Origin of the sequence: Amycolatopsis heterodermiae, from assembly GCF_034929455.1 — a bacterium.
In the GTDB taxonomy this organism is placed as follows: Bacteria; Actinomycetota; Actinomycetes; order Mycobacteriales; family Pseudonocardiaceae; genus Amycolatopsis; species Amycolatopsis heterodermiae.
In genome coordinates this window covers 128,420-143,190 of the sequence record NZ_JAYFSI010000016.1, presented here as the reverse complement: position 1 = coordinate 143,190, position 14,771 = coordinate 128,420, and the positions used below count along the sequence as shown (strand labels likewise).

Here is a 14,771-nt window from a genome sequence, read left to right as displayed (position 1 = left end):
TTTCGAACCGGTACGTCTCGTTTCGAAATCGACGGTACCATCGGATCCCATGACCGACCAGTCCCGTCCCGGCCGCAAGCGCAGTGAGCAGAGCCGACAGGCGATCCTCGTCGCGACGCTCGAACTGGCCGCCGAAGCGGGCTACGGCGCGCTGACCGTCGAGGGGATCGCGGCACGCTCCGGCGTCGGCAAGCAGACGATCTACCGCTGGTGGCCGTCGAAGGCCGACGTCCTGCTCGACGCGCTCGCGACGAAGGCGGACCTGCAGGTCCCGATCCCCGACGAGGGGTCGTTCCGCGCCGATCTCGCGCTGTTCCTCGACCGCACCTACGCGCTGGGCACGAAGTCCCAGGTCGCGGACACGCTGCGGGCGCTGATGGCGCAGGCGCAGATCGACCCGGAGTTCGGCAAGCGGTTCCGCGAGGACTTCCTGTTCCGCCGCCGCGACGCGCTCGGCGAGATCGTCGAACGCGCCCGCGAGCGCGCCGAACTCCCGGCCGGGGTCGGCCCCGGCACGGTGATCGACGTCGTGTTCGGCACGCTCTGGTACCGGCTCCTGGCGACCCGCGAGCCGATCGGCCCGGAAATGGCCGGCGAACTGGTGGCGCTGCTGGCGCCTACGTCGGGTTGATCCGGTCCGGCTTGATCGTCAGCAGCAGCCGCGTCTGGTCGCGCCCGCCCCACCACGGGTACGGGCCGCCGAGGTAACGCTGCGCCAGCTTTTCGATGTGCTCGACGGCGCCGTCTTCGGTCATCTCGACGACCTGCCCGCGGATCGCGTAGTAGCGCGACGGCCGCTCGCGGTCGGCGACGTTGAGCGCCACCCGCGGGTCACGCTCGATGTTGCGCTGCTTCTGGTGGCCCAGCACGGTGTTCACCAGGATGTGCGTGCCGTCGGTGTCCACCCAGGTCTGGGTGAGCTGCGGCGAGCCGTCCGGCATCGACGTCGCCAGGAAGCAGAGGCTGGGCTCGCGCAGCAGGGCGAGAAGGTCGCCGGGCAGTTCCACAGTGGTCTCCACTACAGCTGGTCGGGCGCTGCGATGCCGAGCAGGGAGAGCCCGAGCGCGAGCGTGTTCGCCGTCAGCGTAGTCAACCGCAGCCGGGACGCGCGCAGCTCGGGGGTCGGCGCCTTGAGGACCGGACAATCGTCGTAGAACCGGGAAAAGGTGACTGCGGCCTCGTAAAGGTACGTGCAGAGCTTGTGCGGCGCGTACGCGTTCGTCGCGGCGTCGAGGGCCTCGCCGAACCGCAGCAGCTTCAGCGCGAGCGGGCGTTCGGCCGGCTCGTCCAGCAGGATCCGCGTGCCCTCGGGCTCGCCACCCGCCTTGCGCAGGATCGACCGCGTCCGCGCGTGCGCGTACTGGAGGTACACCGAGGTGTTGCCCTCCTTCGCGAGCATCCGGTCCCAGGCGAAGACGTAGTCGCGCTCGCGGTCACCGGAAAGGTCGGCGTACTTGACCGCGCCGATGCCGACGGCCCGGGCGACCTCGGCCTGCCCCGCCGCGTCGAGCTCACTGCGTTCGGCGACGACCACGGCGGCCTGCGTCACGGCTTCGGTGAGCAGGTCGACCAGCTTGATCGTCTCGCCGGCCCGGGTCCGCATCGTCTTGCCGTCGGCGCCCAGCACGGTGCCGAAGCCGACGTGCTCGGCGTGCCCGGTCAGCCAGCCGGCCTTGCGGCAGGCCGAGAACACCATCGCGAAGTGCTGCGCCTGCGGCGATCCGACGACGTAGAGCAGGTCGGTCGCGCCACGCTCGGCCGTCCAGTACCGGACGGTGGCCAGGTCCGTGGCGGCGTAGCCGTAGCCGCCGTCGCGCTTGCGGACGATCAGCGGCAGCCGGTCGCCGTCCCGGTTGCGGAACCCTTCGGGGAACACGCAGACGGCGCCGTCGCTGATTTCGGTCAGCCCGGCCGTCTCCAGGTCGTCGACGACCGCGGCGAGGTACGGGTTGTAGAAGCTCTCGCCGTAGATGTCCTTGTCCGTCAAGGAAATCCCGAGCAGGGCGTAGACTTCGTTGAAGTGCCGGGTCGACTCGTCGACGAGCGTCTGCCACACGGCGAGGGTCTCTTCGTCGCCGCTCTGCAGCAGCACGACGCGGTTCCGCGCCCGCGTCGCGAACGCTTCGTCGCTGTCGAACTTCCGGCGTGCTTCGCGGTAGAACGCGTCGAGGTCGGCGATCGCGCGCTCGCCGGACGGGACGTCGAGCAGGTGCTCGATGAGCATGCCGAACGGCGTGCCCCAGTCGCCGAGGTGGTTGTGCGGCAGCACTTCGTGACCCGCGAAGCGCAGCAGGCGCGCTAGGGCGTCGCCGATCACGGACGAGCGCAGGTGCCCGACGTGCATCTCCTTCGCGACGTTCGGGCTGCTGTAATCGAGCGCGATCGTGCGCGGCCCGGCCGTCTGCGGCACGCCGAGCCGCGGATCGCCGAGCACTTCGGCGGTGCGCGTTTCCAGCCAGTCCTTGCGCAGCACGAAGTTGAGGAACCCGGGCCCGGCGACCTCGGGCGCCTCGGCGATCCCGTCCAGCTTCAGGGCTTCCGTGATCAGCGTGGCGACCTCGCGCGGCGGCCGGCCGAGCTTCTTGCCGAGGCTCATCGCGAGGTTGGCCTGGTAGTCGACGCCGTCACGCGGCGACGCCTGGATCAGCGCCTGCTCCGGCGTCAGCTCCACGTCCAGGGCCCGGCCGGCGGCGGCCACCACGCGGCGCGCCAGCTCCTCGGTAACGTCGGCGGTGTGCACGGTGTCCCTCCTTCGGGCTCGGTCAGCGGAGCCTCAACCGCTTGAGGGGGTCCGGGTGGCGAAGCCCCCGGCGCGGGGCGGAGCCCCGGATATCACAGCCTAGCGAGCGCCACCGGCCGGCGACGAAGGGATTACCCCAGCTCGCTGCCCTTGGTCTCCGGCAGCGTCAGGATCACGGCGAACGCGATCGCGGCCCCGGCGGCGACGTACCAGAAGTAGAGCGTCGGCGAGATCGCGCCGAACACCGTGATGAGCAGGGGAGCGGTGCCGCCGAAGACCGCGACGGTCAGGTTGTACCAGGCGCCGATCCCCAGCCCGCGCAGCTCGGTGGGGAACAGCTCGCTCATGATGGCCGGCGCGATCGACGTCATCGCGGTGTACAGCCCGAGCCCGACGCAGAACACGACGAGCAGGCCGCCGATGTTCGGGCCGATCAAAGTGGACAGTGGCACGATGACGACCGCCGTGGCAGCGGACCAGACGAGCAGCTGCGGCTTCCGCCCGACGCGGTCCGCGAGCGCGCCCATCGGGTACTGCAGCGCGATGAACAACGCCGTGCCGACCGAGAGCGCGAGGAACACGGCATCGGCGTCGGCGTGGCGGTTCTTCACCGCGAAAGACGTGAGCGCGCTGAAGAACGTGTAGTAACTGAGCGTCGAGAGCATGGAGAACCCGACGAGCCGGCCGACGGCCTTGCGGTGGTGCGTCAACGTGGTCAGCAGCGGCCGCTCGAGTTTCCGTGCCTTGGTCTTGGTCTGCTCGAACAGCTCGGTCTCCGCGAGACTGCGGCGCAGCCACAGCCCGACCAGGCCGAAGACGCCGCCCAGCAGGAACGGCAGCCGCCAGCCCCAGGACGCGAGCTGCGCCTTGTCCAGTGTCCGCGCGAGCACGAACCCGAGCACGGTCGCGACGAGCACCGCGGAGCCGGTCGAGATGTAGAAGAACGCCGAGTACCGGCCGCGCCGCTCCGCCGGCGCGATCTCGCCCAGGTAGGCCGACGCGTTGGACACCTCGCCGCCGAGCGAGAGGCCCTGCGCGATCCGGGCGAGCAGCAGCAGGAGCGGCGCGAGCCAGCCGACCTGCGCGAACGTCGGCAGCACGCCGATCGCCACCGAGCCGCCCGCCATGAGCAGGATGGTGAGGATCATGGCCGGCTTGCGGCCGCGGGTGTCGGCGAAGCGCCCGAGCAGGACGCCGCCGAGCGGCCGGAAGAAGAACGCGAGCGCGTAGGTGGCGAACGTGTTGATCAGGGCGAGGGTGTCGTTGCCGGAGGGGAAGAACGTGCCGGCGAAGTAGATGCTGAACGTCGCGTAGATCGTCCAGTCGAACCACTCCAGCGCGTTGCCGGCGCTCGCCGCGAACAGCTTGCGCACGGGCAGCCGGTGCTGAACCTGCACGGTCATGGCAGCCTCCACGTCCCCCGAAGGTGGACGCGACTTTGCCACATCCTCCCGCAGTACGAAAGATCCCCACCATCCCTTTCCGCAGCCACCGGATCATCCCCAGGCACGCGTGTCGTCCCTCCAGGTAGGCGAGTCGTCCACCTGGGTACGCGTGTCGTCCCTCCAGACTCGTGTGTCGTCCGCCCAATCACGCGTGATGCCCTTCCAATCACGCGAGATGCCCCTTCAATCGCGCGTGATGCCCGCCCAATCACGCGTAATGCCCGCTCAATCACGCGTAATGCCCTTCCAATCAGGGGAGATGCCCGCCCAATCACGGGTGGTGCCCCTCGAAGCGCGCGAGACGCCCGCCCAATCACGCGAGTCCGGCCCCCGATCACACGAGTCCCGCCCTCAAGCACACGGGATCCGCGCTCAATCACGCGAATCCCGCCGCCGATCACGCGACATCGGCCCATCCACGCACGTCGGCCCCGCCAACCGACCCACCCCGCAGACGGAACCCGCCGAGCGGCCCGGATCAGGCCGTGCTGGCCAGCGCGAACGGCAGCACCGCGGGCGCCCCGGCCCGCCGGAGCAGCCGGGTCGCCAGCGTCATCGTCCAGCCGGTGTCGATGACGTCGTCGACCAGCAGGATCGGCCCGGCCGGCAACGTCGAGGCCAGGTCGGCCGGCATGCTCAGCCGCCGCCACAGGTCGGCCAGCCGTTGTGCGCTGTTCGCCTGCCGCGGTGGCGGGCCGTCCGCGTCGAGCGCGCCGAGGAAGTCCAGCTTGCCGATGTCCGCCAGCCGCGTCGCCAGGCTGTAGACGAGCTTCGGCCGCGTCGACGACGGCACCGCGACCACCGCCACCGGCCGCTCCGCCCACTGCCACCCGGCCAGCACCTGCACGCACGCCTTGAACACCGAGTCGGGCACGTCCGTGTCCTGCGCAGCCGGGCCGACGAGTTCCCGCAGCCGGTTGCCCCAGCCGACATCCGTCAGCCGCCCGAGGACCTGCCCCGGCTCGGCCTGGTCGTCGGCGCCGATCCGGCCGGAGACCGGGACGTCCAAAGAGGACATTCCGGTGGGCCACTGCTTCCGCGGCGCGACCTCGACTCCTGGACGCTGCAAGCGTTCCCGCGTCGCGTCGACGACCTCGTCGGCCACCGACGTGTCCCAGTACTGGCCAGTGCAGTTGTCGCACCGCCCGCACGGGGTCGCCTCGGGATCGTCGAGCTGGCGCCGCAGGTACTCCATCCGGCAGCCGTCGGTCGCCAGGTAACCGAGCATCGCCTCTTGTTCGCGATCACGCGCCTCGGCGACCCGCTGGTAGCGGCTGCGGTCGTACTGCCAGTCTTCGCCCGTGCTCTCCCAGCCGCCCTTCACCCGCCGGACCGCGCCGTCGACGTCCAGCACCTTCAGCACCATTTCCAGGCGGGAGCGGGAAAGTTCCACCGACGGCTCGAGCGCGGCCGTCGAAAGTGGACGGTCGGCGTAGGCGAGCGAGTTCAGCACCTGGGTCACCCGCAGCTCGTCGGGGAACGCCAGCGACCCGAAGTACGCCCAGATCGCCCGGTCCTCCTCGCCGGGCAGCAGCACGACCTCCGCGCGCTCCACGCCACGCCCGGCGCGCCCGACCTGCTGGTAGTACGCGATCGGCGACGACGGCGCGCCCAGGTGCACGACGAACCCGAGGTCCGGCTTGTCGAACCCCATTCCCAGCGCGGACGTCGCGACCAGCGCCTTGACGCGGTTGCCGAGCAGATCGTCCTCCGCCGCCTGCCGGTCGGCCGGGTCGGTCTTGCCGGTGTAGGCCGCCACCGGGTAACCGCGATCCTTCAGCAGCGACGCGACGTCGTGCGCCGCCGCGACCGTCAGCGTGTAGATGATCCCCGACCCCGGCAGCTCGGCCAGGTGCTCCGCGAGCCACGCGAGCCGCGCCTGCGACGTCGGCAGCCGGCACACCGACAGCCGGAGGCTCTCCCGGTCGAGGGTGCCGCGCAGCACGAGCGTGTCGCCGCCGGTGCCCAGGCCCAGCTGCTCGGCGACGTCGGTGACGACGCGGTCGTTCGCCGTCGCGGTGGTCGCCAGCACCGGCACGCCGTCCGGCAGGTCGCCCAGCAGCGTGCGCAGGCGCCGGTAGTCCGGCCGGAAGTCGTGGCCCCAGTCGGAGATGCAGTGCGCCTCGTCGACCACCAGGAGCCCGGTGCTCGCGGTCAGCTTCGGCAGCACGTTGTCGCGGAAGTCCGGGTTGTTCAGCCGTTCGGGGCTGACCAGCAGCACGTCGATCTCGCCGGCCGCGACCGCCGCCTGGACCTGCTCCCACTCCTGCGGGTTCGCGGAGTTCATCGTCGCCGCGTGGATCCCGGCCTTCGCCGCCGCCGAGATCTGGTTGCGCATCAGCGCCAGCAGCGGCGAGACGATCACCGTCGGCCCGCTGCCCTGTTCCCGCAGCAGCGCGGTGGCGAGGAAGTACACCGCCGACTTGCCCCACCCGGTGCGTTGCACGACGAGCGCACGGCGCCGCTGCGCGACCAAGGCCTCGATGGCCGTCCATTGGTCTTCGCGCAGCTTCGCCGAATCGCCGGCCAGGGCCCGGAGGAGGGTCTCGGCGCGTTCGCGGAGTGCTGGGGTGGTGCTGGTCGTGTCCACGTCCCCACGTCTACCCCATGGCACCGACGAACCGGGAATCGGCGGCGTCGCGAACGGACCGTTCGTGTCGAATACCGGCCGTAATGTGATCTGAATCACAAACTCCGCACGGTCGGGCGAGGTGTGCTGCTGGACCGGACGGCCCGCCGGTCCGATGTATAGGCTCGGGTCTCATGTCACCACGGCGGATCGGGGTCATGGGCGGCACTTTCGACCCCGTGCACCACGGCCACCTCGTCGCGGCCAGCGAGGTCCAGTCCCGGTTCGGGCTCGACGAAGTGATCTTCGTCCCCACCGGCCAGCCCTGGCAGAAGACCGACCGCCAGGTCACCAAGGCCGAGGACCGCTACCTCATGACGGTCATCGCGACCGCGTCCAACCCGGTCTTCTCGGTCAGCCGCGTGGACATCGACCGCGCCGGCCAGACCTACACCGTCGACACCCTGCGCGACCTCCACGCCGAGTACCCCGAAGACCAGCTCTACTTCATCACCGGCGCCGACGCCCTCGAGCAGATCCTCACCTGGCACAAGGCCGAGGAGCTGTTCGACTTCGCGCACTTCATCGGCGTCACGCGGCCCGGTTACCGGCTCAACTCGCACCACCTGCCCAGCGGGAAGGTGAGCCTCGTCGAGGTCACCGCGATGGCGATTTCGTCCACCGGCTGCCGTGACCGCGTCGAGCGCGGGGAGCCGGTCTGGTACCTCGTTCCCGACGGCGTCGTCCGCTACATCACCAAAAAGGATCTCTACCGGAAGAGCGACTGAAGCACCGCTGGTCGCGGCGGGTACCCTTCTCGGGCGAACCCGATCCGAAAAGGAGCACTGTGACAGCCACGTCCGAGGCACGAGAGCTGGCCGTAGCTGCCGCACACGCGGCGGCGGACAAGAAGGCCAGCGACGTCGTCGTGCTGGACGTGTCCGAGCAGCTCGTCATCACCGACGCCTTCGTCATCGCCTCCGCGTCCAACGAGCGCCTGGTCGGCGCGATCGTGGACAACGTCGAGGAGAAGCTGCGGGAGAGCGGGCACAAGCCGGTCCGCCGCGAAGGCGCCCGCGAAGGCCGCTGGGTCCTGCTCGACTACGTCGACGTCGTCGTGCACGTCCAGCACGTCGAGGAGCGCACGTTCTACGGCCTCGAGCGGCTGTGGAAGGACTGCCCGCGGATCGAGGTGGCCGGTCTCGAGGAGCCGCCCGCCGATGAGGACGCGGACGCCCGGTGAGCCCGCGGCGGCTGGTGCTCTGGCGCCACGGCGAGACGGACTACAACGCCGCCGGGCGGATGCAGGGTCACCTCGACTCGGCGCTGACCCCGGTCGGCTGGAACCAGGCCCGCTTCGCCGTCCCCGCACTGGCCCGGTTCTCACCGGACCTGGTGATCGCCTCCGACCTGCGCCGCGCGACCGACACCGCCACCGTCCTCACCGACGCCATCGGCGTCCCGCTGCGCATCGACAAGCGCCTGCGCGAGACGCACCTGGGCGAGTGGCAGGGCAAGACCGGCGCCGAGGTCGACGCCGAGTACCCCGGTGAACGCGCCCGCTGGCGCACCGACGCGACCTGGGCACCGCCCGGCGGCGAGAACCGCCTCGACGTCGCCGAGCGCGCCGGCGAGGTCGTGTCCGATCTGCAGCAGGCCAATTCCGACGTCGGCGACACCGTCCTGCTGGCCGCGCACGGCGGGCTGATCATCGCGCTCACGGCCGGCCTGCTGAAGCTGCCGGTCGAGATCTGGCCGTCCCTCGGCGGGATCGCCAACTGCCACTGGGTCGAGCTCGGCCTGCGCGACGGCAAGTGGCGGCTGCACGCCTACAACGCGGGGATGACCGGCTAGCCGATGGGGCCACGCCTGCTGGTGTTCGGCGATTCGCTGAGCTTTCACGGCCCCGAGGGGCCCTGCGCCGCGGACGAGCCGCGCCTGTGGCCGAACGTCGCCGCGGCGGCCGTCGGCGGTACCGCGGAGCTGGTCGCGGGGATCGGCTGGACTGCCCGCGACGTGTGGTGGTCGCTGACCGGCGATCCGCGCGTCTGGGCCGACCTGCACCACGCCGACGCCGTCGTGCTGGCGATCGGGAGCATGGACACGCTGCCTTCGCCGTTGCCGACCTACCTGCGATCGGGACTGAAGTACCTGCGGCCCGACCCGCTGCGACGGGTGGTGCGCAAGGCTTATCTCGCCGCGCAGCCCCGGTTGTCGGTCGCGTTCCGCGGCCGTCCCCGGGTGCTGCCGGTGAAGCTCACCGTGCAGTACCTCGACAACGCCGTGGAAGCGTTGCGCGTCCTGCGTCCCGAGCTGCCGATCTTCGGGATGCTGCCGTCGGTGCACCGGGCCGCGGCCTACGGCGGCGTGCACACCGCGCGTCCGGCCGCCGAGGCCGCGATGCGAGCTTGGGGTGAGCGCGCCGGCGTTCCGTTGCTGGACTTGAAAGAGGTAGTCGGCGAGCACGTGCTCAGCGGCGCGGGCAACCCCGACGGCATGCACTGGGGCTGGGCGGGACACGCCGCGGTGGGCCGGGCCATGTCCGTGTTGCTGGCGCCGGTGGCGGCCCGCGGCCACGTAGGCTGACGGCGTGTCGGTCGCCGTAGTCACGGATTCCACCGCCCACCTGCCGGAGGGGTTCGCCGAACGGCACGAGGTCCGGGTGGTGCCGCTGCACGTCCTGGTCGACGGCGTGGTGTCGCTCGACGGCGTGGAGACCGGCCCGGCGGCGGTCGCCGAGGCGATGAGCCAGCGCAAGATCGTCACGACGTCCCGGCCGACCCCGGCCGAGTTCGCGAAGGAGTTCCGGGCGGCGTTCGCCGACGGCGCGGACGCGGTCGTCTCGGTCCACCTTTCCCGCGAGCTGTCGGGCACCTGGGAAGCGGCGGTGCTGGCGGCGCAGGAGGTCGGGCCGGACCGGGTGCGCGTGGTCGACTCGCGCACGACCGCGATGGGCCTCGGGTTCGCCGCGCTGCACGCCGCGGACGCCGCGGCGGCCGGAGCGGATCCGAAGGCGGTCGAGGCGGCGGCGATGACCGCGGCCAAGTGCTCGTCGACGTTGTTCGTCGTGGAAACCCTGGAGTACCTGCGCCGCGGGGGCCGGATCGGCCCGGCCGCGGCGCTGCTCGGGACGGCGCTGGCGGTGAAGCCGGTGCTGCACATGTCCGACGGCCGGATCCTGCCGCTGGAGAAGGTCCGCACCATGAACCGGGCGATCGCGCGGCTGGTCGAGCTGGCGGCCCGGGCCGCGGACGACGACGACGTCGAGCTCGCCGTCCACCACCTGGCCTCGCCGGACCGGGCGGTCGAGCTGGCGAACCGGCTGGAGGAGGCAGTGCCCCGGTCGGGGGGCTGCGTGGTCTCCGAGCTGGGTGCGGTGATCGGCGCGCACACCGGGCCCGGTGTGCTGGGTGTGGTGGTGCAGCGCACGGTGCCGGCCCGGCCGGACGCCTGACCCTCCAGCATCTCATCCGGGTACGACGAAAACGGCCGCACCCGGACCGGGCCGGCGGGATCCATCCACAACACCCCGGTTGTCCACAGGACGCGGCGGCGCCCCTGTCGACGCCTCCCCGCGACCCCTAACGTCGATCGTGTGTTCGAGCAGCCCGCCCGGGATCCGGGCCTCCCCGTCAACGACCGGCTCGCCTGGCTGGCCGACCAGCTCTCGCCCGACGCGAGCACGGTCGGGCCGGGCGGCCGGCTGGTCCGGCGCTGGCTGCCGGGCGGAGCGACCGGCGCCGGCCGTCGCCGCTGGGCGATCGCCGGTGTCTTCGCGGCCGTCGTGCTGCTCGTCCTCGGCTCGGTCGCGCTGCTGGGCGGCCGTCCGGCCCCCGAGCCACCGCCTCCGCTGCCGAGCGCGAGACCCGCGGGTGAAGCGGCGGCGGCGCCGAAGGCCGGTCTCGTCGTCAGCGTGATCGGCCGCGTCCGGTCGCCCGGCCTGGTCACCGTGCCCCAGGGCTCGCGGGTCGCGGACGTCCTGCGGGCCGCCGGGGGAGCCGACCCCGGCGCGGACCTCAGCGCGGTGAACCTCGCGCGCAAGGTGACCGACGGCGAACAGCTCGCGGTCGGGATCCCGGCGCCCGCGGCACCACCCGGCGTCCCCGAAGGCGGCGGCGGGAAGGTCGACCTCAACGCGGCGAGCCCGGACCAGCTGGACACGCTGCCCGGTGTCGGCGAGGTGATGGCCAAGCGGATCGTCCAGTGGCGCACGGAGCACGGCGGATTCACGAAGGTCGAGCAACTGCGCGACGTCGACGGCATCGGCGAAAGCAAGTTCGAGAAGCTCCGCGAGCAGGTGACGGTCGGATGAGCACACTTCCCACGACCGACACCCGGCAGGACATGCGGCTGGTCCCGGCGGCCCTCGCGTGCTGGCTAGCCGCCCTGTCCGGGCTCCTGTTCGGCTGGTGGACGGCGGTCGCCGTCGGCCTCACGTCGGCAGCCTTGGCCGGGGTGGTGCTCTGGTGGGCTCGTGGCCGGTCACGGGCGCTCGGCGCGGCAGCGGCCCTGCTGGTGCTCGGCCTGGTCGCCGCCGGTCCGGTCGCCTCGCGGATCCGCGACGCCGAGCAGGACGCCCTGCGCGCGGCCTCGGCCCAGGGGCTGCCCGCGACGCTCAGGGTGGTCGTCGCGGAACGGCCGAGGCCGGTGCGGAGCGCGGGCTACGCGGATCAGCAGGCAGGCGCCCGGTCCGTGGTGCTTTCCGCCGACGTGCGCACGGCGTCCGTCGACGGGCAGTCCGTCGTGTCGTCCGGGCGGGTCCTGCTGCTCGCACCGGTCGCGGAGTGGGCGGGCATGTTGCCGGGCCGGGAGGTTCGGGTGGCGGGCCTGCTGATGCCGCCGCGTGGTCCGGACCTCACCGTGGCGGTGCTGTCCGTGCGTGGTCCGCCGGGTGAGCCGGGTCCGGCGCCGTGGTGGCAGGAGACCGCGGCCGGGCTGCGATCCGGCCTGCACGACCTGAGCCAGAGCCTGCCGGATGAACCCGCGGGCCTGCTGCCGGGCCTGGTCCTGGGCGACACGAGCGCGTTGTCACCCCGGATCGAGCAGGAGTTCGTCACGGCGGGCCTCGCTCACCTGACCGCGGTCAGCGGGGGAAACCTCGCCGTCGCGTGTGGTGCGGTCCTGCTCCTGCTGCGCGTACTTCGGCTGGGCCCTCGGCTGTCGGCCGTGGCGGCCGGGCTGTGCCTGGTGGGGTTCCTGGTCCTGGTCGGCCCCGAACCGAGCGTGCTGCGCGCCGGGGTCATGGCGGCGGTCGCGTTGTTGGCCCTGGCGTTGGGACGGCGGGGTTCGGCGTTGCCCGCGCTGGCCTTCGCGGTGTGCGTGCTCGTGGTGGCGGACCCGGCGATGGCCACGGACTTCGGGTTCGCGTTGTCGGTCTTCGCCACGGCCGGGCTCGTGCTGCTGGCCCCGCGCTGGGCCGGGGTGCTGGTCCGTCGCGGCGTCCCACCGGGCTTCGCCGAAGGACTGGCCGTACCGCTCGCCGCCTTCGTGGTGACGGCGCCGGTGCTGGCGGGGATGGCGGGCACGGTGAGCCTGGTGTCGGTGGTGACCAACATCCTCGCCGCACCCGTCGTCGCCCCGGCCACGGTGCTCGGGGTGCTGGCGACGGTCACCGGGCCCTGGTGGCCGGGAGCCGGGACGTTCCTGGTGCACCTCGCCGGTCCGGAGGCCGAGTGGCTGATCTTCGTGGCGCGGCACGGCGCGCGGGCACCGGGCGCGGTCGTGGCCTGGCCCGGCGGCTGGGCGGGCGCGCTGCTCGCGGCCGGCGTGCTCGCGGTCCTGGTGTTCGCTGTGCGATACCGGCGGATCCGGGTGCTCCTGGCGATCCTCGTCGTCGGTGCGCTGCTGGTGTTCGTGCCGGTGCGGGTGCTCGCACCGGCGTGGCCGCCGCGGAGCTGGGCGATGGTCGAGTGCGACGTCGGCCAGGGTGACGCCGTCGTGCTGGCGACGTCGGAGCCGGGGCGGGCGGTCGTGGTGGATACCGGGCCCGAGCCGGGGCCGGTCGACGAGTGCCTGCACCGGCTGTCGGTCGACCGGATCCCGTTGCTGATCCTGAGCCACCTGCACGCCGACCACATCGGTGGGCTCGCGTCGGTCTTCGACGGCCGGTCGGTCGGCGGCATCGCCGTCGGGCCGGGGCGTGCGCCGGACTGGGCGTGGCGGCAGGTGGCCGCGGAGGCGTCCCGCGAAGGGGTGCCGTTGGTGGAGCTGAGCCCGGGAGAGCGGGTCGACCTACCCGGCCTGGCACTCGACGTGCTCGGGCCGCGTTACGTGCCGTCGCGCTCGGCCGGCGCGCAGGACGGCACGACGATCAACAACAGCTCGGTCGTCCTGCGGGCGGAGACGGCGGCCGGTCGCGTGCTCATGACAGGCGACGTCGAGCTGGCGGCGCAGGCCGATCTCCTGGCCGATGTCGGCGACCTGAAAGCGGAGGTTCTCAAGGTGCCACACCACGGTTCGCGCTACTCGCTGCCGGCGTTCCTCGCCGCGGTGGCCCCACGGACGGCGCTCATCAGCGTGGGCGCGGGCAACACCTACGGCCACCCGAGCAAGTCCACAGTGGACACACTGACAGCGCTCGGAGCCCTGGTGACCCGGACCGACGTGGACGGCGACACAGCGGTGGTGCCGGACCCGTCAGGCCCGGCGATAGCCCGCCGAGGTGAGCCACGCGGCCCGCCTCACTGACTTCCGTTGTCCCGCACCGCGTTCCCGCCGGGGCGAGCCTGGGCTCGCCCCGGCGGGGGAGACGTCAGTAGCCGAGGGCCTCGTTCACGGCCGCGGCCGACGCCGGCACGGTGGCCTTCGGGCCCACGTGGTTCTCGATGGCGTCGAGGGTCTTGAGGCCGTCGCCGGTGATGAGGAGCACCGTCTCGGCGTCCGGGTCCAGCTTGCCCGTCTCGACCAGCTTCTTCGCCGTGGCGACGGTGACCCCGCCGGCCGTCTCGGTGAATATGCCCTCGGTGCGGGCCAGCAGCCGGATGCCCTCGACGACCTCCTCGTCGGTGACGTCCTCGATCGAGCCGCCGGTGCGGTTGACGATGTCGAGCACGTACGGGCCGTCGGCCGGGTTGCCGATCGCCAGCGAGCGGGCGATGGTGTCCGGCTTCACCGGCTGGACGACGTCGTGGCCGGCGCGGAACGCGGCCGACACCGGCGAGCAGCCGGTGGCCTGGGCGCCGAACACCTTGTACGGGCTGGCGTCCACGAGGCCGAGCTGGCCCAGCTCGCGGAAACCCTTGTCCACCTTGGTGAGCTGCGAACCGGAGGCGATCGGCACGACGATCTGCGGCGGGATCCGCCAGCCGAGCTGCTCGGCGACCTCGAAGGCGAGCGTCTTCGAACCCTCGGAGTAGTACGGGCGGACGTTGACGTTCACGAAGGCCCAGCTCGGGTGCTCGCCGGCCAGCTGGGTGGCGAGGCGGTTGACGTCGTCGTAGTTGCCGTCGACGGCGATGAGGTCGCCGTCGTAGACCGCGGTGGTGAGGATCTTGGCGCGCTCGAGGGTCTTCGGGATCAGCACGACCGACTTCCAGCCCGCGCGGGCCGCGGCGGCGGCGACGGCGTTGGCCAGGTTGCCGGTCGAGGGACAGGCGAGCACCTCGAAGCCGAACTCGCGGGCCGCGGCCAGCGCGACGGCGACGACGCGGTCCTTGAACGAGTGCGTCGGGTTGCCGGTGTCGTCCTTGACCCACACGCGCTTGAGGCCGAGCGCCTTGGCCAGGCGGTCGGCGCGGATCAGCCGGGTCGCGCCGGGCTCGGTGTTCGGGATCTCTTCGACGTTGGACGGAACCGGGAGGAGCTTCTTGTAGCGCCAGATGTTCTTGGGGCCGGCCTCGATGTCTTCGCGGCGGACGCGGCCGAAGTCGTAGGCGACCTCGAGCGGCGAGAAGTCTTCGGCGGAGACGAACTCGGGGGCGAGCGGCTGCCGGTGGCCCTCTTCCTTCGACACCAGTTCGACGGCCGGGCCGAGATCCGGGGTCTTGGTGGTGGAGGTCGTGCCGAGGGTTGCGGTCAT

Annotated in this window: 13 protein-coding genes; 8 read left to right on the top strand and 5 right to left on the bottom strand. The window is 72.0% G+C overall.

Annotated features, from left to right (window positions below):
• Positions 1-49 precede the first annotated feature (49 nt).
• Complete coding sequence (locus VA596_RS44405; RefSeq protein WP_323336003.1) at positions 50-631, top strand: TetR/AcrR family transcriptional regulator; 582 nt, start codon at positions 50-52, stop codon at positions 629-631.
• Here the strand turns inward: VA596_RS44405 and VA596_RS44400 are convergent.
• From VA596_RS44400 to VA596_RS44385, 4 genes are all read right to left on the bottom strand, one after another.
• Positions 618-1,007: a PPOX class F420-dependent oxidoreductase gene (locus VA596_RS44400; protein ID WP_323336001.1), complete on the bottom strand. Its 390-nt coding sequence runs from the start codon at positions 1,005-1,007 to the stop codon at positions 618-620. The genes VA596_RS44405 and VA596_RS44400 overlap by 14 nt on opposite strands.
• Positions 1,008-1,018: 11 nt before the next feature.
• Positions 1,019-2,740, bottom strand: coding sequence for an arginine--tRNA ligase (argS, locus tag VA596_RS44395; RefSeq protein ID WP_323336000.1), 1,722 nt, complete (start codon positions 2,738-2,740; stop codon positions 1,019-1,021).
• A gap of 131 nt (positions 2,741-2,871) precedes the next feature.
• The gene (locus VA596_RS44390; protein ID WP_323335998.1) at positions 2,872-4,143 is read right to left on the bottom strand and encodes an MFS transporter; all 1,272 of its coding nucleotides are present in this window, start codon (positions 4,141-4,143) and stop codon (positions 2,872-2,874) included.
• Between the two features lie 520 nt (positions 4,144-4,663).
• A complete protein-coding gene (locus tag VA596_RS44385) occupies positions 4,664-6,775 on the bottom strand; it encodes a RecQ family ATP-dependent DNA helicase (protein WP_323335996.1) in 2,112 nt (703 codons plus the stop codon).
• Positions 6,776-6,972: 197 nt separating this feature from the next.
• On the opposite strand from VA596_RS44385, the gene nadD reads away from it, so the two are divergent.
• From nadD to VA596_RS44350, 7 genes are all read left to right on the top strand, one after another.
• The gene (gene nadD / locus VA596_RS44380) at positions 6,973-7,542 is read left to right on the top strand and encodes a nicotinate-nucleotide adenylyltransferase (RefSeq protein WP_392761081.1); all 570 of its coding nucleotides are present in this window, start codon (positions 6,973-6,975) and stop codon (positions 7,540-7,542) included.
• Between the two features lie 59 nt (positions 7,543-7,601).
• Positions 7,602-7,997, top strand: a complete 396-nt coding sequence (gene rsfS / locus VA596_RS44375) for a ribosome silencing factor (protein ID WP_323335992.1) — start codon at positions 7,602-7,604, stop codon at positions 7,995-7,997.
• A complete protein-coding gene (locus VA596_RS44370; protein ID WP_247055188.1) occupies positions 7,994-8,608 on the top strand; it encodes a histidine phosphatase family protein in 615 nt (204 codons plus the stop codon). Before rsfS ends, VA596_RS44370 begins: the two co-directional genes overlap by 4 nt.
• Positions 8,609-8,611: 3 nt before the next feature.
• Complete coding sequence (octT, locus tag VA596_RS44365; protein WP_323335990.1) at positions 8,612-9,340, top strand: diglucosylglycerate octanoyltransferase; 729 nt, start codon at positions 8,612-8,614, stop codon at positions 9,338-9,340.
• Positions 9,341-9,344: 4 nt separating this feature from the next.
• Positions 9,345-10,208, top strand: coding sequence for a DegV family protein (locus VA596_RS44360; protein WP_323335988.1), 864 nt, complete (start codon positions 9,345-9,347; stop codon positions 10,206-10,208).
• 141 nt (positions 10,209-10,349) lie between these two features.
• Positions 10,350-11,066: a ComEA family DNA-binding protein gene (locus VA596_RS44355; protein WP_323335987.1), complete on the top strand. Its 717-nt coding sequence runs from the start codon at positions 10,350-10,352 to the stop codon at positions 11,064-11,066.
• Positions 11,063-13,441 carry a ComEC/Rec2 family competence protein gene (locus VA596_RS44350; RefSeq protein WP_323335985.1) on the top strand — a complete coding sequence of 793 codons (2,379 nt, stop codon included), beginning with the start codon at positions 11,063-11,065 and terminating at the stop codon, positions 13,439-13,441. The genes VA596_RS44355 and VA596_RS44350 overlap by 4 nt, the downstream gene beginning before the upstream one ends.
• Before the next feature lie 64 nt (positions 13,442-13,505).
• On the opposite strand, the gene thrC is transcribed toward VA596_RS44350, so the two are convergent.
• Positions 13,506-14,771, bottom strand: a complete 1,266-nt coding sequence (gene thrC, locus VA596_RS44345) for a threonine synthase (protein ID WP_323335983.1) — start codon at positions 14,769-14,771, stop codon at positions 13,506-13,508.